Annotated in this window: 17 protein-coding genes and 1 rRNA gene; 6 read left to right on the forward strand and 12 right to left on the reverse strand. The window is 66.4% G+C overall.

The genetic code is table 11. From position 1 onward, the window contains the following. From AB4Y40_RS15280 to AB4Y40_RS15315, 8 genes are all read right to left on the reverse strand, one after another. Nucleotides 1–217: ribosomal RNA gene (locus AB4Y40_RS15280) — 16S ribosomal RNA — on the reverse strand; the annotation flags it as partial. Nucleotides 218–728: 511 nt separating this feature from the next. Then, on the reverse strand, nucleotides 729–1,283 hold the full coding sequence (locus AB4Y40_RS15285) for a phosphonate degradation HD-domain oxygenase (RefSeq protein ID WP_368688427.1): 555 nt from the start codon (nucleotides 1,281–1,283) through the stop codon (nucleotides 729–731). Nucleotides 1,284–1,356: 73 nt separating this feature from the next. Further along, the gene (locus AB4Y40_RS15290; RefSeq protein ID WP_368688714.1) at nucleotides 1,357–1,968 is read right to left on the reverse strand and encodes a GntR family transcriptional regulator; all 612 of its coding nucleotides are present in this window, start codon (nucleotides 1,966–1,968) and stop codon (nucleotides 1,357–1,359) included. A gap of 157 nt (nucleotides 1,969–2,125) precedes the next feature. Then, complete coding sequence (gene phnV, locus AB4Y40_RS15295; protein ID WP_368688428.1) at nucleotides 2,126–3,001, reverse strand: 2-aminoethylphosphonate ABC transport system, membrane component PhnV; 876 nt, start codon at nucleotides 2,999–3,001, stop codon at nucleotides 2,126–2,128. Continuing rightward, nucleotides 2,991–3,905 carry a 2-aminoethylphosphonate ABC transporter permease subunit gene (locus AB4Y40_RS15300; RefSeq protein WP_368688429.1) on the reverse strand — a complete coding sequence of 305 codons (915 nt, stop codon included), beginning with the start codon at nucleotides 3,903–3,905 and terminating at the stop codon, nucleotides 2,991–2,993. The genes phnV and AB4Y40_RS15300 overlap by 11 nt, the downstream gene beginning before the upstream one ends. Continuing rightward, nucleotides 3,883–4,992 (reverse strand): 2-aminoethylphosphonate ABC transport system ATP-binding subunit PhnT, encoded by a 1,110-nt coding sequence (phnT, locus tag AB4Y40_RS15305; protein ID WP_368688430.1) that lies wholly within the window; start codon nucleotides 4,990–4,992, stop codon nucleotides 3,883–3,885. Before phnT ends, AB4Y40_RS15300 begins: the two co-directional genes overlap by 23 nt. Before the next feature lie 78 nt (nucleotides 4,993–5,070). After that, a complete protein-coding gene (gene phnS, locus AB4Y40_RS15310) occupies nucleotides 5,071–6,153 on the reverse strand; it encodes a 2-aminoethylphosphonate ABC transporter substrate-binding protein (RefSeq protein ID WP_368688431.1) in 1,083 nt (360 codons plus the stop codon). Between the two features lie 431 nt (nucleotides 6,154–6,584). After that, the gene (locus AB4Y40_RS15315) at nucleotides 6,585–7,340 is read right to left on the reverse strand and encodes a DeoR/GlpR family DNA-binding transcription regulator (protein ID WP_342918881.1); all 756 of its coding nucleotides are present in this window, start codon (nucleotides 7,338–7,340) and stop codon (nucleotides 6,585–6,587) included. Nucleotides 7,341–7,530: 190 nt separating this feature from the next. Here AB4Y40_RS15315 and AB4Y40_RS15320 point away from each other — a divergent pair, with 190 nt between their 5' ends. Continuing rightward, nucleotides 7,531–9,105 (forward strand): ABC1 kinase family protein, encoded by a 1,575-nt coding sequence (locus AB4Y40_RS15320; RefSeq protein WP_368688432.1) that lies wholly within the window; start codon nucleotides 7,531–7,533, stop codon nucleotides 9,103–9,105. A 201-nt stretch (nucleotides 9,106–9,306) separates the two neighbouring features. Further along, entirely contained in the window at nucleotides 9,307–10,221 is a 915-nt protein-coding gene (locus tag AB4Y40_RS15325) for a DMT family transporter (protein WP_368688715.1), read from the forward strand. A 41-nt stretch (nucleotides 10,222–10,262) separates the two neighbouring features. On the opposite strand, the gene AB4Y40_RS15330 is transcribed toward AB4Y40_RS15325, so the two are convergent. Next, nucleotides 10,263–11,444: a L,D-transpeptidase gene (locus tag AB4Y40_RS15330; protein ID WP_368688716.1), complete on the reverse strand. Its 1,182-nt coding sequence runs from the start codon at nucleotides 11,442–11,444 to the stop codon at nucleotides 10,263–10,265. Nucleotides 11,445–11,717: 273 nt separating this feature from the next. On the opposite strand from AB4Y40_RS15330, the gene nadE reads away from it, so the two are divergent. Next, on the forward strand, nucleotides 11,718–12,596 hold the full coding sequence (gene nadE, locus AB4Y40_RS15335) for an ammonia-dependent NAD(+) synthetase (protein ID WP_368688433.1): 879 nt from the start codon (nucleotides 11,718–11,720) through the stop codon (nucleotides 12,594–12,596). A gap of 17 nt (nucleotides 12,597–12,613) precedes the next feature. Here nadE and AB4Y40_RS15340 read toward each other — a convergent pair whose 3' ends face one another. Continuing rightward, nucleotides 12,614–12,883 (reverse strand): RNA-binding protein, encoded by a 270-nt coding sequence (locus tag AB4Y40_RS15340; protein ID WP_368688434.1) that lies wholly within the window; start codon nucleotides 12,881–12,883, stop codon nucleotides 12,614–12,616. 354 nt (nucleotides 12,884–13,237) lie between these two features. Continuing rightward, the gene (locus AB4Y40_RS15345; protein ID WP_368688717.1) at nucleotides 13,238–13,792 is read right to left on the reverse strand and encodes a hypothetical protein; all 555 of its coding nucleotides are present in this window, start codon (nucleotides 13,790–13,792) and stop codon (nucleotides 13,238–13,240) included. A gap of 393 nt (nucleotides 13,793–14,185) precedes the next feature. On the opposite strand from AB4Y40_RS15345, the gene AB4Y40_RS15350 reads away from it, so the two are divergent. Further along, nucleotides 14,186–14,692, forward strand: coding sequence for a DUF1993 domain-containing protein (locus AB4Y40_RS15350; RefSeq protein ID WP_342918887.1), 507 nt, complete (start codon nucleotides 14,186–14,188; stop codon nucleotides 14,690–14,692). A gap of 88 nt (nucleotides 14,693–14,780) precedes the next feature. Here AB4Y40_RS15350 and AB4Y40_RS15355 read toward each other — a convergent pair whose 3' ends face one another. Then, nucleotides 14,781–15,407: a LysE family translocator gene (locus AB4Y40_RS15355; protein WP_368688435.1), complete on the reverse strand. Its 627-nt coding sequence runs from the start codon at nucleotides 15,405–15,407 to the stop codon at nucleotides 14,781–14,783. Between the two features lie 136 nt (nucleotides 15,408–15,543). Between AB4Y40_RS15355 and AB4Y40_RS15360 the strand changes: the two genes are divergently transcribed. After that, nucleotides 15,544–16,008, forward strand: coding sequence for an Lrp/AsnC family transcriptional regulator (locus AB4Y40_RS15360; protein WP_368688436.1), 465 nt, complete (start codon nucleotides 15,544–15,546; stop codon nucleotides 16,006–16,008). A 38-nt stretch (nucleotides 16,009–16,046) separates the two neighbouring features. Then, on the forward strand, nucleotides 16,047–16,280 hold the full coding sequence (locus tag AB4Y40_RS15365; protein WP_069261806.1) for a hypothetical protein: 234 nt from the start codon (nucleotides 16,047–16,049) through the stop codon (nucleotides 16,278–16,280). The last annotated feature ends 76 nt before the right edge of the window (nucleotides 16,281–16,356 follow it).

The raw sequence follows: 16,356 nt of genomic DNA on the forward strand, positions 1-16,356 counted from the left end.
TAGCGCGAGGTCTTGCGATCCCCCGCTTTCATCCAAAGATCGTATGCGGTATTAATCCGGCTTTCGCCGGGCTATCCCCCACTACTGGACATGTTCCGATGTATTACTCACCCGTTCGCCACTCGCCGCCAGGATTGCTCCCGCGCTGCCGTTCGACTTGCATGTGTAAGGCATGCCGCCAGCGTTCAATCTGAGCCAGGATCAAACTCTTCAGTTCAATACCTGTTACTGTTTTCGGTCTCTCTCGAGACCGGTCGCTCACTCAAAGCTGACAGGAATTTGAATTGCTTCAAAAACCTGACTTACTTTAGTGTGAGACTCTTGATACTTTTGCTGCTCCTGATTCCGCTCCGAAGAACGACATCAGGTCGCCACCGCATCAAGCGCCCACACTTATCGGCTGTAAATTTTTAAAGATCGATCGCGAAAGCGCCGTTAAAACATCGAACTACCCGGCGTTTTCTGCGTTGCTGCGTCAGCAGCAGAGAAGCGAGATTATGAAGACTGCCCGGCGATCTGTCAACAGGTTTTTTTACTTCGTTCAACCTGCCGCTCAACTTCCAATCACCCGCAGACCCAGTCGCCACAAGGCTTTCGCCCCAAGCTTCCCGTCTCCCCGCGCCTTCATCGAAAGCGCGAAAGACCGGAATTCTAGTCACGCAGATGACATCTTGCAAGCGGTTTTTTGACTCGCGTGAAAATCGGAGAAACGCGTCAGCGCAATCGCCTCAAACGTGGCGTTGCATGACGCGTTCGACGAGCTGCAGATAGTGGTCGAGATCCGGTGTCGGCTTGCCGGCCACCTTCGCGAGGTCGTCCCAGCGGCGCAGGCGCACCGCGTCTTCCGCGTGGGGGCGCGCAGCGAAATCGCGCGCCTCATCGGCATTGAAGATGCCACCCTGCAATTCGAGGCTGCGCACCGAGTCTGCGGAAAGGCAGCCGAAATACGCTTCGTCGACGGCGCAGAGGTAGCGCTTCGCATCGACATGCAGGCGGATCGGTTCCAGCACGCTATCGGGCAACACGGGCCGCAGGAACGGCAGCGCATAGTACTGGTGCAGATCGTCGATGCCGCGTTCGGTCGGCGTTTCGCCCTGACGATTGAGCAGGTGGCCGAGATCATGCAGGAACGCCGCGGCGGTCAGTTCTTCGGTCGCGCCATCTTCTTCTGCCAGCGCACCGCTTTGCAGCGCGTGTTCGAGTTGCGTGACCGGTTCGCCGCTATAGGCCAACGCGCCATACGTCTCGAACAGCCCACGAATATCCGCGAGGCTCAGTGCCATCTTCTTCAACTCCTCTATGACGTGAATACGGCGACGCCCCACATCAGAGCGTCGCCCATCGTTCCATCTGCTCTCAGTCGCAGCACGATTCGCGCATGCGCCTGGCCGATTCGTCGGCGTCGCGCGACGCGAGCGCGCTCAACAGCGCCCGATGCCCTGCATACGATGCATCCATAGCGCTGTGCGTCGGCGCTGCACACTGCGAAGAGAGCCGCAATTCGCTCACGGTCCCCTCATAGGTCTCGCGCAGCCTCGCGTTGCCAGCCGCTGCGAAGAGCGACGCGCGAAACGCGTCGCGCGCTTGCAGAAACGCCTCGCCCTGCTCGGCGACCACCGCGTCGCGCATCGCGTTGAGGTGCTCGCGCAACTCCGCGACCTGCGCCGCGTCGATGCGCGGCGCCAGCATCCGGCACGCCGCTTCGCGCAACGCCGCGCACACTACGCCCAGTTCCTGGGCCTCAGCCGCGCCGACACTGCGCACGAACACACCGCGATGTTTCTCGTTGCGCACGAGGCCTGCCTGCTCCAGCGCGCGAAACGCTTCGCGTACCGGTCCGCGTGAGACGGCGAGGCGTGCTGCCCAGTCGGCTTCGTTGAGCTTGTCGCCGGGTGCGAGCACGCCCGCCGCGATGCGTCGCTCGATCTCGTCGCGCACCAAGGCGGTCAGCGAATGCTGGCGCACCATGGCAAGCGGCGTCGTGTCGGACAACCCCTGCGCATCGCGATCAGGATCGCCCGCGTTGCCGCTACTCGCATGCTCATCGCTCATCGGATCTTGCACGTCCTGCCTTGGCCGTCTGTTGCGCGGCTGCGGCGCATCGAACCGCATGGCATCCATCCGCTCAGTCCGCTCGCCGGCGCGGCACACGCGCCGCGATCAGCAGCAGCGCCCCCAGCGAGACGAGCAACAGGACCAGCGAGAGCGCCGAAGCCGGCAGGTAGTAACCGCGCTCGACTGCGCCCACCACGACGATCGGCACCGTTGCAAAACCCGGCGGATACACCGTGAGCGTCGCGCCCAGTTCGCCGAGCGACAGCGCGAAACCCAGCGCGAGACTCGCGCGGATCGCCGGCACGAGCTGCGGCAGCACCACGCGGCGCAGCACCATCGAAGGCGGCGCACCGAGACTCGCTGCCGCTTCGCGCAGCACGGTCAGCTCGGGACGCAGCGCGGCCGAAGCGCATCGATAGCAAAACGGCAGTACCAGAGCGAGCTGTACGAACACGACGATCGCAGCCGAACTCGACAGATCCACGGGCGCCTTGTGATAGGCGATCAACACCGCGAGGCCGAGCACCACGCTCGGCACGCCGTTGGGCACCATCGCGAGCGTGTCGACGACTGCACCCAGACCGCGCCGGTCACGCCCTTCGAGCGCGAGTGCGAGCCACAGACCCAGCGCGGTGCCGAGCACCGCCACGCCGAAGCCGACTTCGAGACTCGTTGCGAGCGCATCGAAGTCGGTAGAGCCGAGGCGCTCGAACCAGCGCGTACTGAAACCGTCGGGCAAGATCGTGCCCGACCAATGCGACGCGACGCTCGACAGCGCGACGACGATCACCGGCAACACGAAGAGCCAGAAGCACAGCAGCGCTGCGAAGCCAAGCAGTGTCGCGCTGACGATGCGCGTGAAGAGGCTGCGCTCGACTGGCCGCGCGCGAAGATGCTTGGGCGGCAGCGCGATACGGTCGGAACCGGCGGCAGGATTAGTTGACATTGCGCGCGCCTCCATGACTGCGGCGATTCACGCGCCGATACAGCGCATACAGGGAAAGCGACATCGCGAGCATGACCACGGCGCCTGCGGCGGCCGTCGGCAGATCGAGGTCGACCGTGGCCGAACTGTAGATCGCCACCGGCAGTGTGATGAGGTGCGCGCTGCCGAGCACGAGCAGAATGCCGAACTCGTTGAACGTCAGCAGAAAACACAGGATCGTGCCCGCGGCGATGCCCGGCCACGCGAGCGGCAGAATCACGCGCAGGGCGACCATGCGGCTATTCGCACCGAGACTGCGTGCGGCTTCGATCAGGCGCATGTCGAGCAGCGCGAACGCGGCGAGCGTCGGGCGCACGACGAACGGCGCGTAGAACACCACTTCCGCGAGCACCACCCCGCCGATGCCAAACAGGAAGTCGAGCGGCGGCGCCTGCAAATGAAAGAGCCGTTGCAGCCCGATACTCACGGAGCCCTGCGAACCGTACAGAAAAATCAGCGTGAACGCGACGAGGAACGACGGGAACGCCACGAACAGCTCCAGAAACCGCGTGACGAGCTGCGCGCCCGGAAACGGTTTGAAGAACAGCAGCGCGGCGAGCGCGACGCCGAGCACGGAAGCCAGACCCGCGCTCAGGAACAGGATCCACAGCGTCGTGGCGATCACGCCGCGCGAATCGGGATTGCCGAAGAAGGTCTCGTACGCGTGGAAACTCAAGCCATGCGCGCCCGACAGGCTCAGCAGCACGAGCCGCACGAGCGGATAGACCACGAGCGGCCCGAGCACGAACACGAGCAGAAACGCGATATGCCATTGCGCACGCCGTTCGCGGCGGCGCACGGCGGCCGCGTGCGCGTCGGCGCCGGGCAGCCCCACGGCGGAATCAGGGGTTGATAAGGACGACATCGTCAGCCTCGTAACGCAGGGACACACGCATGCCTTTTGCCGGCGTCATGCCGTGGCCGCGCTGCATGGTGACGAGCACCGGTTCGTTCGGCATCGCGTCGAGCAGCACCGGCACCGAGAGCACCGAGCCATACCACTCGACCGATTCGATCGTGCCGTGCAGCGAGCCTTCGCCGAGCGGCACGATGCGCAGGCTTTCGGGGCGCAGGCACGCGAGCTTGTCGCGCACGTCGTGGCGCGCGTCGCCCACCGGGAACGCGACGTTCGGCGGCAGCAGGTTCGCCGCGCCCAGATAACGGGCCACGTAGGCGTCGTTGGGCGTGTCGTAGAGTTCCTGCGGCGTGCCGAGCTGCGCGATGTGGCCATCGCGCATCAGCAGCGTGCGGTCGGAGAGCACGAGCGCGTCGTCCTGATCGTGCGTCACGCAGACGATCGTCAGGTCGGGCAGGCGCTCGTGCAGCGCCTTCAATTCGGAGCGCACCGAAGCGCGCAGATTGGCGTCGAGTGCCGAGAGCGGCTCGTCGAGCAGGAGCACGTCCGGCTCGATCACGAGCGCGCGCGCAAGCGCCACGCGCTGCTGCATGCCGCCCGAGAGCTGCGCGGGCATGATGTGCCCCGCGTCGCCGAGCTGAACGAGCTTGAGCGCGTCGGCCACGCGCCGCGCGATGTCGCGCGACGGCACGCGGCGCGCCTTCAGCCCGAACGCGACGTTCTCGAACACCGAGAGATGCGGAAAGAGCGCATAGCTCTGGAACAGCAGACCCAGGTTGCGCTGATGCGGCGGCACATGGGTCAGATCGTGGCCCGCCACGGTGAGCGTGCCTGCGAGTCCATCGGCTTCGATGAAGCCGGCGATGAAGCGCAGCAAGGTGGTCTTGCCGCAGCCGCTGCGGCCCAGCACGGTCAACAGTTCGCCGCGTCGGATCGTGAGCGACAGATCGTCGAGGACAGTACGCGCGCCGAAGCGCACGCTCAGGTGGTCGATCTGCACGCCCGCAACGCCGGAGGCGTCCGTGGAGTCAGTCAGTCCGGACACATCCGGCAGCGCGCGGGCCATGCCGGCCGGCGCGAGGCTTGCGGTATTCACCGGGTTCATCTCCTGTCGACCAGAGCAGGCGTTTTAACGCCTTACTCTGGTCCCATACAAAGTTGCAGATACAGTTGCTTACTTCGGCTTCACGACTTCGAGCTGCTTGCCCGACGAGCCGATCACTTCGTTCTTCCAGCGCGTCGTCCAGTCGGCCTTCTTCGCCATCACCTGGTTCCAGTCCACCGGAATCAGCTTCACGCCCTGGATGGCCTGCTTGACGGCTTCGCCGTTCTTGCCCGTGAGCGCCACGTCCGTGCGGCCCGGAATACCGAAGATATCCGGCACCTTCGACTGCACGTCCGTCGACATCAGGTAGTCGATCAGCTTCTTGCCTTCAGCCTGGTTCGGGCCGTTCTTGATCAGGCCGATTGCGTACGGCAGCTGGAACGTCGTGGGATGTCCGCCGGCGTCGGCCGCGAGGAAGATCGGCTTGAGCGAGAGGCCGCCGTTGGCTGCGTCGTCGAGATCCATCTGCAGGTCGCCGTTGGCCACCGCGATTTCGTTGCGCGAGAGCAGCACGTCGAGGTAGCCCGTGCCCTTGGTGTGGAACTTCGCGCTCTGCTCGAGCTTCTTGAGGTAGTCGAACGCCTTGTCTTCGCCCATCAGCGAGGTCGTGAGGATGATCACGGCCATGCCGTCGCCAGCCGTGGCCGGGTTCGAGTACGCGACCTTGCCCGAGTAGTCCGGGTGCAGCAGGTCAGCAAACGTCTTCGGCTCGTTCTTCACGACATCGGGATTGATCGCGAACGAGAAGTAGTTGTTCACGAACGTCGCCCACGAACCGTCAGTCGCCTTCGCGATGGCCGGCACGTTCTTGTAGTTCACGCTCTGGTACGGCTGGAGCAGCCCGCTTTGCTGCGCCGTCTGGATGAACGGCGGCAGCGTGACGATCACGTCGGCCTTCGGCGAGTCCTTCTCGACGTTCGCGCGGTTCACCACTTCGCCGCTGCCCGCCGTGACGATGTTGACCTTGACGCCTTCCTTCTTCTCGAAGGCCGGCAGCACGTCCTTGTAGAGATTTTCGAGGCCGTCGGCCGTGTACAGCACGACGGCGTCGGCGGCGTGCGCGCTCGCTGCTGCGCCCAGCAGCGCCGCGGCGGCCGCGATCGGCAGCAGCTTGCGTGCAAAACCCGCGCGATGGGAATTCGTGTGGTTCATGTCACTCTCCGAAGGCAAAACCAGGTGCTCGGGATACCCGATGCGTTTGTGATTGAATGGATCGAACTGAGCTGAACAATCCGAACTTCGGCGGACTGCGCCGCCTGTCATTGCCCGCCTCGCAGTGGTCTCGTATCGCGGATTGCAGATTGTCTACAATCTGCCACTTTCCACCTGACCCGGCCGGCCCGGCGAAGCCGCGGAATTGCCGCTCGCCTCGCTGACCGGCCCATCTGGACGGGCCCCGCAAGAATCACAGGTTTTGATGACACGCGCATGACGATTGTGGCGTTTGTCAAAAAATTCCACAATTCGCCAATATTCGACAAGCCACATATGCGTGCTGATTCCGCCGGCAAGGTGTCGACGGCAGCCATGCAGACGTGTAGACGGGCGAGCGCAGCGCGCGCCACGCCGCGCCGCAGGAAGACTCAGGCGATGACGAGTTCGGGCCCGCGCGCCGTAATCGCGCGCGCGATGCTTTTTTCGGGCGCAAGCTCGGTGATGACGTAGCGCGCCTGCTCGAAGCCGTTGATGCGCACGGGCGTGACGCGCCCGAACTTCGAATGATCGGCGACGACGATCGCGCAGGCCGTGGCCGCGAGCATGCGGCTGCGCACCTCGGCGACCATGCGCGAGTAGTCGGTGAGCCAGCCGTCGGTGGTGATGCCGCCCGCGCCGACGAACGCGAAATCGGCATGGTACTGGGCGAGTTGCTGCACGGTGTCGAGGCCGAAGGTCGCTTCCTCGTGGTCGGACAGCTCGCCGCCCAGCAGCGTGACGCGGTTTTCGTTGCGGCGGCCGAGCAACAGCGCGATGCGCCAGTCGTTGGTATAAACCGTGAGCCGATGGCGATCCGTGAGCGCGCGCGCGAGCGCATGCGTGGTGCTGCCCGAATCGATGATGACCGAGGCGCCGTCGGGCACGAACTCCGCCGCACGTTCGCCGATTGCGCGCTTGGCGCTCGCGTTGGCGGCTTCGCGCACGTCGAGATCGGGCTCGCGGCGGTCGCTCGAGAGCGCGCCGCCGTGGGTCGTGACGAGCAGCCCGCGCTCCGCGAGCGTATTGAGGTCGCGCCGGATCGTCTCGCGCGAGACGCGCAGTTCGCGCACGAGATCCGCCACGGAAAGCGCGCCCGTCCGGTTCACTTGCGAGAGGATGTATTGGTGACGTTGTTCTGCGAGCATCTCGATGGGTGCGGGTCGTACGTGGAAAAAACGCAGGTAAGGAAGTGAATCCGACGTGAATCCGGAAAAGCCGCCGTATTGTAGTACGCATGCGCTGAACGAGCCTGCCCTGCCATCGCGTGCGCATCCCTGCTAATCTCGTGGAGACCGCGCGCTCACGCGACGCTCGCTTCGCCGAACATTGGAATTCATGCGTTCACGACTTCGTCAATTGCGCCTGCTGTTTTGTGCACTGCGTTATGGCTTCAGGCTGATCTGGCTCGCCGCGCCCGAGCATCACAAGCTGCACTGGTTCCTCACGCTCGCCTCGAATCTGCACGGCGACCCGCGGCTCGCCTCGCGCCTGCACGGTTCGCTGCCGCGTCTCGCACCGCTCGCCGCGGCCTTCGCGCAAACGCTCGCCACACGCCCCGAACTCGCGGGCGCGACCTTGCACGACGCGATCGACGCCATCGAGCATTTCGAAGAGCCCCTCGCGGGCGAGGCGCTCGACACCACGCTGCGCGCCGCACTCGGCAAGCCGCCCGAGACGGTGTTCACGTGGATCGACCCCAAGCCGGCCCATAACGGCTGGTGCGAGCAGACGCACATCGCGCGGCTCGCGCTGCCGGTGAACGGCCATCAGACGATCACACTGCGCGTGCTGCGCGCCAAACAGGTCCAGGAAGTCGACGACGACGCCGCGCTCCTGTGCGCCGTGGCCCGCTGGATAGAGCGCTTTTCGCGCGCCGCTCGCAAGCTGCAGCTGCACGCGCTCGCGCAGGCGCTGCGCGACGATCTGAACCGCCGCTTCGACCTGCGCGCCCAGGCCGCGAACCTGAGCCAGAGCGGCCATCAGCTCGGCGATGACCCGCGCATCGTCGTGCCCGACGTGATCTGGGACCTCTGCACCCCTCAGACGATCGCGGTGCAGCACATCGACACCGTGCGCGCGACCGATATCGCCGGGCTTGCCGAGCACCACATCAACGTCACGCAGGTGGCGGCCCATCTGATCGAAGTGGTCACGCGCCAGGCGTTCGAGCACGGGTTCTTCCATGCGGCCCTCGACGCCAGCCGGGTCGCGGTGAGCGTCGAACCCGAGACGCGCGGCCGCCTCGTGCTCGCGAGCGCGGCGCTGATGACGAGCCTTTCTTCGCCTGAACGCGAATTCTTCGTGCACGGCGCGACCGCGTTGTTCGAACAGGACTACGGGCGGCTCGCCACGCTCCATCACGTGGCGGGTCATGTGCCCACGCATGCACGCACCGAGCAGATCGAGGCCGAGTTGCGCACGCGCAGCGAAGCGCATTTCGCGAGCGACACCGACGAGCGCAGCGCGGGGGCGCTATTCCATCATCTGCTGCACTCGGTGCAGCCGTTCGGGGGCGAAGTCTCGCCGCGCCTCGTGGCGGCGCAGCGCGCGTTCGGCCAGGCCGAGCAGCTGGCCCGCACGATTCATCCGGGCGTCGACGCATGGGGCATCGCCCGGCACACGCTCGCCGACATCGCGCGGCAGGATCTCGGCCACCACGGCTGGATCCGGCGGCTCTCGCAAGAGTTGCCTCATCTCGCGCAAATCGCCCCGCGCGTGCCGCAGATGGTGTTCCGCTTCCTCGAGCATCACGCGAAGGGCGGACACGGTCCCGCCGCGGGACAGGCCGCGCAGCAGGCCGCCTTGCTCGATGCCTGGCGCCGCGAGCATCGGCGCACGCGCGCGCTGCTGCTCGCCTGCGCGGTCTGCGGCGGCTTGATCGGCGTGACGGCGGTGTTGTTTGGAAGCTAGCGGACGCTAGTGTTTCCGGTCTGGCGATGCTTGCATTGGCTGGCGCCGCACGGGCTGGGCGGTTAGTTGCGTTCAAATCATCGAGCGGCACACGTCGTGGCCAGTGCAGTCCTGAACAAGACCGCCACCTGCGCGTCGCGCGATACTTCGAGCCTTTCGTGTTCCTCCGCGCGCAGCGTCAGCGCGCCCTCTTCGACACCGATGCTCGCCACCTTCGCACCCACCGTTTTCGTCTTCCTGTGGTCGACGGGTTTCGTCGTCGCGCGCGCCATTGCGCCCTACGCCGATCCCAACCTTTTCCTGCTCGCGCGCTTCGCAGGCACTGCGGCGCTGTTCACGATCGTCGCGCTGGCGATGCGCGCGCCCTGGCCGCGCGGACGCGAAATCGGCAAGCACCTCTTCGCCGGCGCGCTCCTGCAGGGCGTCTATCTGGGCGCGGGCTACTGGGCGGTTGCGCAAGGCTTGAGCGCGGGGGTGATGGCGCTCCTCGGCGCTCTCCAGCCGCTCCTGACGGCTGCCGTCGCGGCACGCATGTTCGGCGAGCGCCTGCCGCCGCGGCGCTGGTCCGGCATGTCGCTCGGCCTTGCCGGCGTCGTGCTGGTGCTGAGCCCGAAGTTGTATGCCGCCATGCACGCCGCCGGCGGCGCGATCGCCGATGCCGCTGCCGCTACTACAGCCACGCACGCTCACGCGAGCCCGCTGCTCGTGGTGGTGGTTGCGGTGGTATCGGTCGGATCGATCACGGCGGGCACGCTTTACCAGAAGACTTCGCTCGCGCAAGCCGACATTCGCAGCGCGAGCGCCGTGCAAAACCTGGGCGCGGCCATCGTCGCCGCCGTACTCGCGCTCGTGCTCGGCGAGACGCGCTGGATCTCAACGCCGACCCTGTGGTTCTCGCTGGCGTGGGGCATCGCGATGCTCTCGGGCGTGGGCGTGACGCTGCTCGTCTGGATGGTGCGCCACGGCGACGCCGCCCGCGCCACGGCGCTGCTCTTTCTCGCGCCGCCGCTCGCGGCGCTCGAAAGCTGGCTGCTGTTCGGCGAAACGCTCACGCCCGTGCAGATGGCGGGCTTCGGCGTCGCGCTCGCGGGCGTGCTGCTCGCGCGGCGGGCGTAGCGCCGGCGCATCCGCTGGCGCGCCCTCGCCGGTTTGCGCGCTCAGTCCGCGGTGTCGGCGCCGGCCGGCACCTTGGCGCGCGCCTTGCCGCCGGGTGCGGGCGTCCACGCCGGGCGCGTCTTGCGCTCCGAATCGACCACCACGACGAAGCGGCCCGCCCACGGCGTGATCTCGCGGTCCGAGTGGAGCACCCAGAGCGACTTGCCCGCATCGACCAGCGCCTGGTATTCGGCGTCGATGATGCCGTAGTGGTCGATGAACGCGTTGAGCGTCGCCGGAATCCGCACGCAGCCCTTCGAGTGGCGGATGCCGAGCAGCGGCTCGAGGCGGTCGGGGTCGGTGGCGTGCATCTGGAAGCGCATCTGCGAATAGCCGCCCTTGCCCCAGCCGCGTTCGCCGTCCACCCAGCCGAAATCGTAGATGCGCATGTCGCGCCGGCCATAACCGCGAATGTTGTTCTGGTTCATGGTGCCTTCCGCGCGGAAGTCCATGTTCAGCGGCGTGTGCTCGAACACGCCGAGTGGCGTGAGGAAGTGGTCGTACTCGCCGGGGCGTCCCGTCGCGACCGGCGACGCGCCGATCATGAGCCACGGCTCGTCGGGCATCGCGCGGAAGTAGATGAAGAGCGCCTGCACGTTCGCGCTGCGATCGACGAGGATGACGAACTCGCCCGCCAGCGCACCGAGGTTCTTCTCATCGAGCGCAGCCTGCAGGCGCTGGCCGTAGGCGCGCTGCTCGGCCAGCGGCACATGCAGGCGCCGGTTGACGTCGCGCGCGAAGCGCTTGCGCATTTCGAGCGCGCCGCGGGTTTCTTCGGCGGCCTCCTCCGGCGTGAGCATCCGGTGAATCGGCAGCACGAGCGCGGGAGGCGCGGAGGCGGCTTCCGCGGCCGAGGCCGCGGAAGCCGGCTGAGCCGACGAAGCGGCAGACGCACTCGAAGCGCCGGAAGCCGCTGAAGCCGGTGCGGGCATGGAAGCAGCGGATGCCACTGAAGCCGCCGGGGCCGCCGAGGCCGCTTTGGCAACCGGCCGGGCGGCCGAGGCGCCCGCAGCAGCGGATGCAGCCGATGCGCCCGGAGCGGCGGGCTTCGACGCCGCCTGCGCCGGCGCGCTGCGCACGGCACCTGAGGCAACGTGCGCGCCGGAAGCCGTCACGGCGTCGGAAGCGTAAGCGGCGCGAGCCGCCCACGAAGCGCAAAACCAGCTGCAGAGTGCGATCGCTATTGCGCGGCGCGCCGGCGCGCCCGGCCACCGCGTTCTATGATGGGGAAGTTTCGGGGCGTCGCCCCGGACGCCACCGCGTACGCGAGCGCCCTTGCGCCGCGAAAAATTGTCATTCATCGTGAGTCCGGCCGATTGTGCGTCTTGTCTGAAGTCGGATACGTCGGGCGCCGTGCCGTGCGGCGTCGCTGACAGCGCCACGACCACCCGACATTAGACCAGACAACGCAGACTGCGCGCATATGTCGCGCGCGCAGCCAATTTGAGGAACCGCCCATGCCCACCCGATCGGACGCCAACCCCGAAACCGACCGCCTCGCCCGCCAGCACCGCATCATCGCGGAACTGAACGTCGCCGGGCACTTCGACGCACACGCCGAAATCGAGCGGCGCGTGCGCTTTCTCGGGCAGCGCCTCCAGGCGAGCGGGCTGCACACGCTCGTGCTGGGTATCAGCGGCGGCATCGACTCCGCGACGGCAGGGCGCCTCGCGCAACTGAGCGTGGAAAGCCTGCGCACGCAGGGCCAGACGGCGGCACGTTTCATCGCGATGCGTCTGCCCTACGGCAGCCAGCGCGACGCAGCGGACGCCGCCGCCGCGCTCGCCTTCATCGCCGCGGACGACATCCTGACTGTCGACATGCGCCCCGCCGCCGACGCGATGCTCGCCTCGCTCACGGCGAGCGGTCTCGCCTTCGCCGACGAGAGCGTGCAGGACAAGGTTCAGGGCAACATCAAGGCGCGCGAGCGGATGGTCGCGCAATACGCGGTGGCCGGCGCGCGAGCGGGACTGGTGATCGGCACGGATCACGCGGCGGAATCGCTAATGGGCTTTTTCACGAAGTTCGGCGACGGCGGCGCCGACGTGCTGCCGCTCGCGGGCCTGAACAAGCGGCGCGTGCGCGCGCTTGCGCGGGCGCTGGGCGCTCCGGCCACGCTGGTGGAGAAGACGCCCACTGCGGATCTGGAAACGTTGCGCCCGCTGCACCCTGACGAGGACGCCTACGGGATCGGCTATGACGAGATCGACGACTTTCTGGAAGGCAAACCGGTGAGCGAACGCGCCTACGAGACGATCTTTCGCTTTTACGAGTCGACGCGCCACAAGCGGGCGCTGCCCTATACCCCGTACGACACCGCCGACGACGGCCGCTGAAGCGCGGCGCGAACGGCTCAGCCGCGTTGCGGCGGCTCTTCGTCTTCGAACGGAGGCGCGCTCACCCTCAGCGCAACGCCTGCGAGGCGACGGGATTGAAGTTCGCGCGCCACGGCGTCGGCCACATAGGGCACTTCGGAATCGAGTTCGAGGTCCGCGTGCGCGTTGGGCGTGCCCGCGTCATAAACGGTGATGCCCTTGGCGTACTTGCCGAGTTCGCGCTCGAAAAAGCTGCGCACATCCTGCTCGCTGCAGGTTTCGGGAACATTCCAGACAGTCAGGTGCATGACGGCCTACCTCGCGGGATATTCGGACCCGGCGTGCTGCGTTTAGCGGAACCGGCGGGGTTGCGTCGCGCGTACGCGCACGGGCTGAAGGCTCGCACGAGCGCGAGCACGGGTCCATGCCACCTGGCCGAACACGGCAGCGACGCCAAGCAATAAAAGGCTGGACGTAAGCATTGTTGTGACTCCCTGTTGTTGATGAATGTCAGCATAGTCGCATTTGCTGAGCAGTGCGCTGCGGCATATTGTCTGGCGGCAGATGGCTAACCGATGGCCGCCCGACTGCCTGCTGCGCATATGTGATCCGGGCCGCAATCGGCGTGCCCGAGGCGGCAAAGGTGCGCGCGAAACGGCGCGTCAGGACCCGTCGTCGCGGCTCGCCGAGGTCGTCTCGTCGGCCGACCCGCCGCAGTCCATGCGGGTGAGGCGATCGTACTGGTGCACCCAGTTGCCGCTGATCGCGGCCTGCGCCTGGGCCAGCGTCATGCGCCCTGCGCACACGCAGCGCTTCAGGCGCACCGTGAGCAGCGACTTGCGGCGCTCGCCGGCGTGGCCGCCCCATGGGATGAGGTCGAAGTTGGCTCTGGCGTCCGGCGACCCGCCGAGGACGATCGGCACGTGCCGGTCGAGCGCGTAGCCCACGCCGTCGTCGGCGTCGATGCCGCGCGCCGCGAGCATGCGGTCCTTCAGCGCCATGGTCTCGTCGAACGGCGGCGCCACGGTATCGGCGTAGCCCGGACGACAGATCGTGTCCGTCACCGACTCCTGCGTGACGCGTGTATCGAGTAGCCGTGGATCTTGCGCGGATGCGGCCTGCGCCGCGCTGCCTGCAACGAGCGCCAGCAGCGAAACGCGCACCACTCGCGCGCGCCACCGCGGCGCGCCAGTGCGACAAACAATGCCTTCTGCCATGCGGCGCGCGATGCGGCGTATTGCTGCCTTTTCTGCGTTCATGGTTGAGCGCATCGTGCAGCACGATGCGGAATGGATGGTTGGTGCCGGGCTATTAAACCACAATCAAATATTGTCAGGGCAATTGCGCACATCGGGCCGCAGGCATGCAGTCGCGCGTATCGCGCGCCGCGCGTCACTCGCTCGCCGCAAGCGCTCGCAACCTCAAGGTTTCACAAGGAATTTTTGCTCTGTAATCCCAGGTAATTGATGCGCCTGGCGAGAGGCCTGATCGTCGCGCTCATGCTGGCCATTTGGCCGATGGCAGCGCGCGACGCGATAGCGCATAATGGGCCGCCCGGTCAGCTCCAAAGCGGAGTGCATCGCGCGCATTCGAAGAAACGAGGAAACCCCATGTCCATTTCCATGTATCAAGCATCGGTGCCCGTGCTCGTGCGCGGCCTCACCAATCTGCAAAACATCATCGGCAAGGCGCAGGCGCATGCGGCGGAAAAGCAGATCGACCCCTCCGTGCTGACGGGCGCGCGGCTCTTCCCCGACATGCTGCCGCTCATGCGTCAGATCCACATCGCCACCGACACCGCAAAGGGCTGCGCGGCGCGCCTCGCCGGTGTGGAAGCCCCGAAATTCGACGACGTCGAAGTCACCTTCGACGAATTGCACGCCCGTATCCAGAAGACCATCGACTATCTGAACGGGTTCAAGCCGGAGCAGATCGACGGCACGGAAGCGCGCAGCATTACGCTCAAGATGCGCAGCGGCCCGATCGAGTTCACGGGCCAGAGCTATCTGCTGGGCTTCGTGCTGCCCAACTTTTTCTTCCATGTCACCACGGCCTACGACATCCTGCGTCACAACGGCGTGGAGCTGGGCAAGCTCGACTACCTTGGCGGGCGCTAACGCGAGCCGCTAAACGCGAGCAATAAAAAAGCGTGCGGCGCCTTGCGCGCCGCACGCCTTCTCGCAACCGTCTTTCCCGGCGGCGGCGTCAATCGAGCGAGAGCCGCAGCGCGAAGCCGATCAGCGCGGACGAAAACGCCCATTTCTGAACCGTCTGCGCGAGCGGATTGCCGCGCAGCCACACGGCGATGCGCGCCGCGCCCAGCACGTAGATCACGTCGAAGAGCGCGCATATGGCAACCAGCAGCACGCCCAGCACGGATACCTGCAGCCAGACCGAGCCCGCCTCGGGCCGGATGAACTGCGGCAGCAGCACCGAGCAGAACAACAGCGCCTTCGGGTTCAGCAGGTTCGTGAGCAGGCCCTTGGCGAAATCGGCGCGGCGCGGCCGCGCGATGGTCACGCCCTCCTGCTCGGGCATCGCGAACGCCGGCGCACGGAAGATCTGCACGGCGATCCACGTGAGATACGCCGCCCCCACATAGCGCACGACTTCGTACAGCCACGGCGCGTTGCGCAGCAAGGCCGCGAGACCGCAGGCCGACAGCGTCACGTGGGTCGCGCGCGCGAGTCCCAGGCCGCAGGCCGCCGCGAAGCCGCTGCGCGTGCCGCGGCTCATGCTGGTCTGCATCACGAGCGCCATGTCGGCGCCGGGCAGCGCGCAGACGATAATCAGGGCGACAATGAACATCAACAGCAGGTGGGCGGAAATCATGTTGGCCTCGCGTGAAAGAGGCTCTATCTTGCCGCTACATGCAGAGCGATTTCTGGCGATTTTCATACCACTTTAGCCGATGATTGGCGGAATGCGCTAATATTTCCGAATCCGCACCAGAACTCCCCTAACCGCCATGAGCGACCTCGACAAACTCGACCGTGCGATCCTCGGCGCGCTGCAAACCGACGGGCGCATGCCGAATGCACGGCTCGCCGAAACGGTGGGCCTGAGCGAAACGCCGTGCGCGCGGCGCCTCAAGCGCCTCGAGCAGGACGGCTATATCGAGCGTTACCGGGCCGTGCTCTCGCGCCGCGCGCTCGGCTATGGCGTGGTGGGATTCGTCTCGGTGCGCTTCGCCGTGCACGACCGCGCGCTCGCCGACCGCTTCGAGCGCGAGGTGCTGGCGATCGAGCGCATTCTGTCGTGCCACAACGTAGCCGGCACGGCGGACTATATTTTGCAGGTGGTGGCCCGCGATCTCGACGACTATGGCACCTTCATGCGCGACCAGCTGCGCAGCTTGCCCGGTGTCACCTCGGTCGAATCGGCGCTGTCGCTGCGCGAAGTGAAGGCCGAGGGCGGACTGCCCCTGCCCTGAACACACCCAACCCCATTCACGTAACAACGGAGCTTTCGATGACCCCAGAACAGGCACGAGCCGAAGAAGCCGCCGCCATGGAGCGCGTCCTGACCGCGACCCAGCGCGTCAAGTCGGCGTTCACCTCGCTGCAGTCGCAGTTTCCGCCGGAAGGCGATGGCAAGCCGTCGCAGTTCGCGCTGCAGACCTTCGACATGGCGCTCCAGGAACTGGAAGACGCCCAGGCCGCCTTCGACGAGATGCTCAACGATCTCTTCGACGGCGAACGCTGAGCCTGCGCGCGTTTGCTGCGCGCCCCGCAAAAGCAGAACGGCGTGCAGCACGCGACCGGCTTCACCCATGATTCGG

This window comes from Paraburkholderia sp. EG287B (assembly GCF_040965595.1).
Classification (GTDB): domain Bacteria; phylum Pseudomonadota; class Gammaproteobacteria; order Burkholderiales; family Burkholderiaceae; genus Paraburkholderia.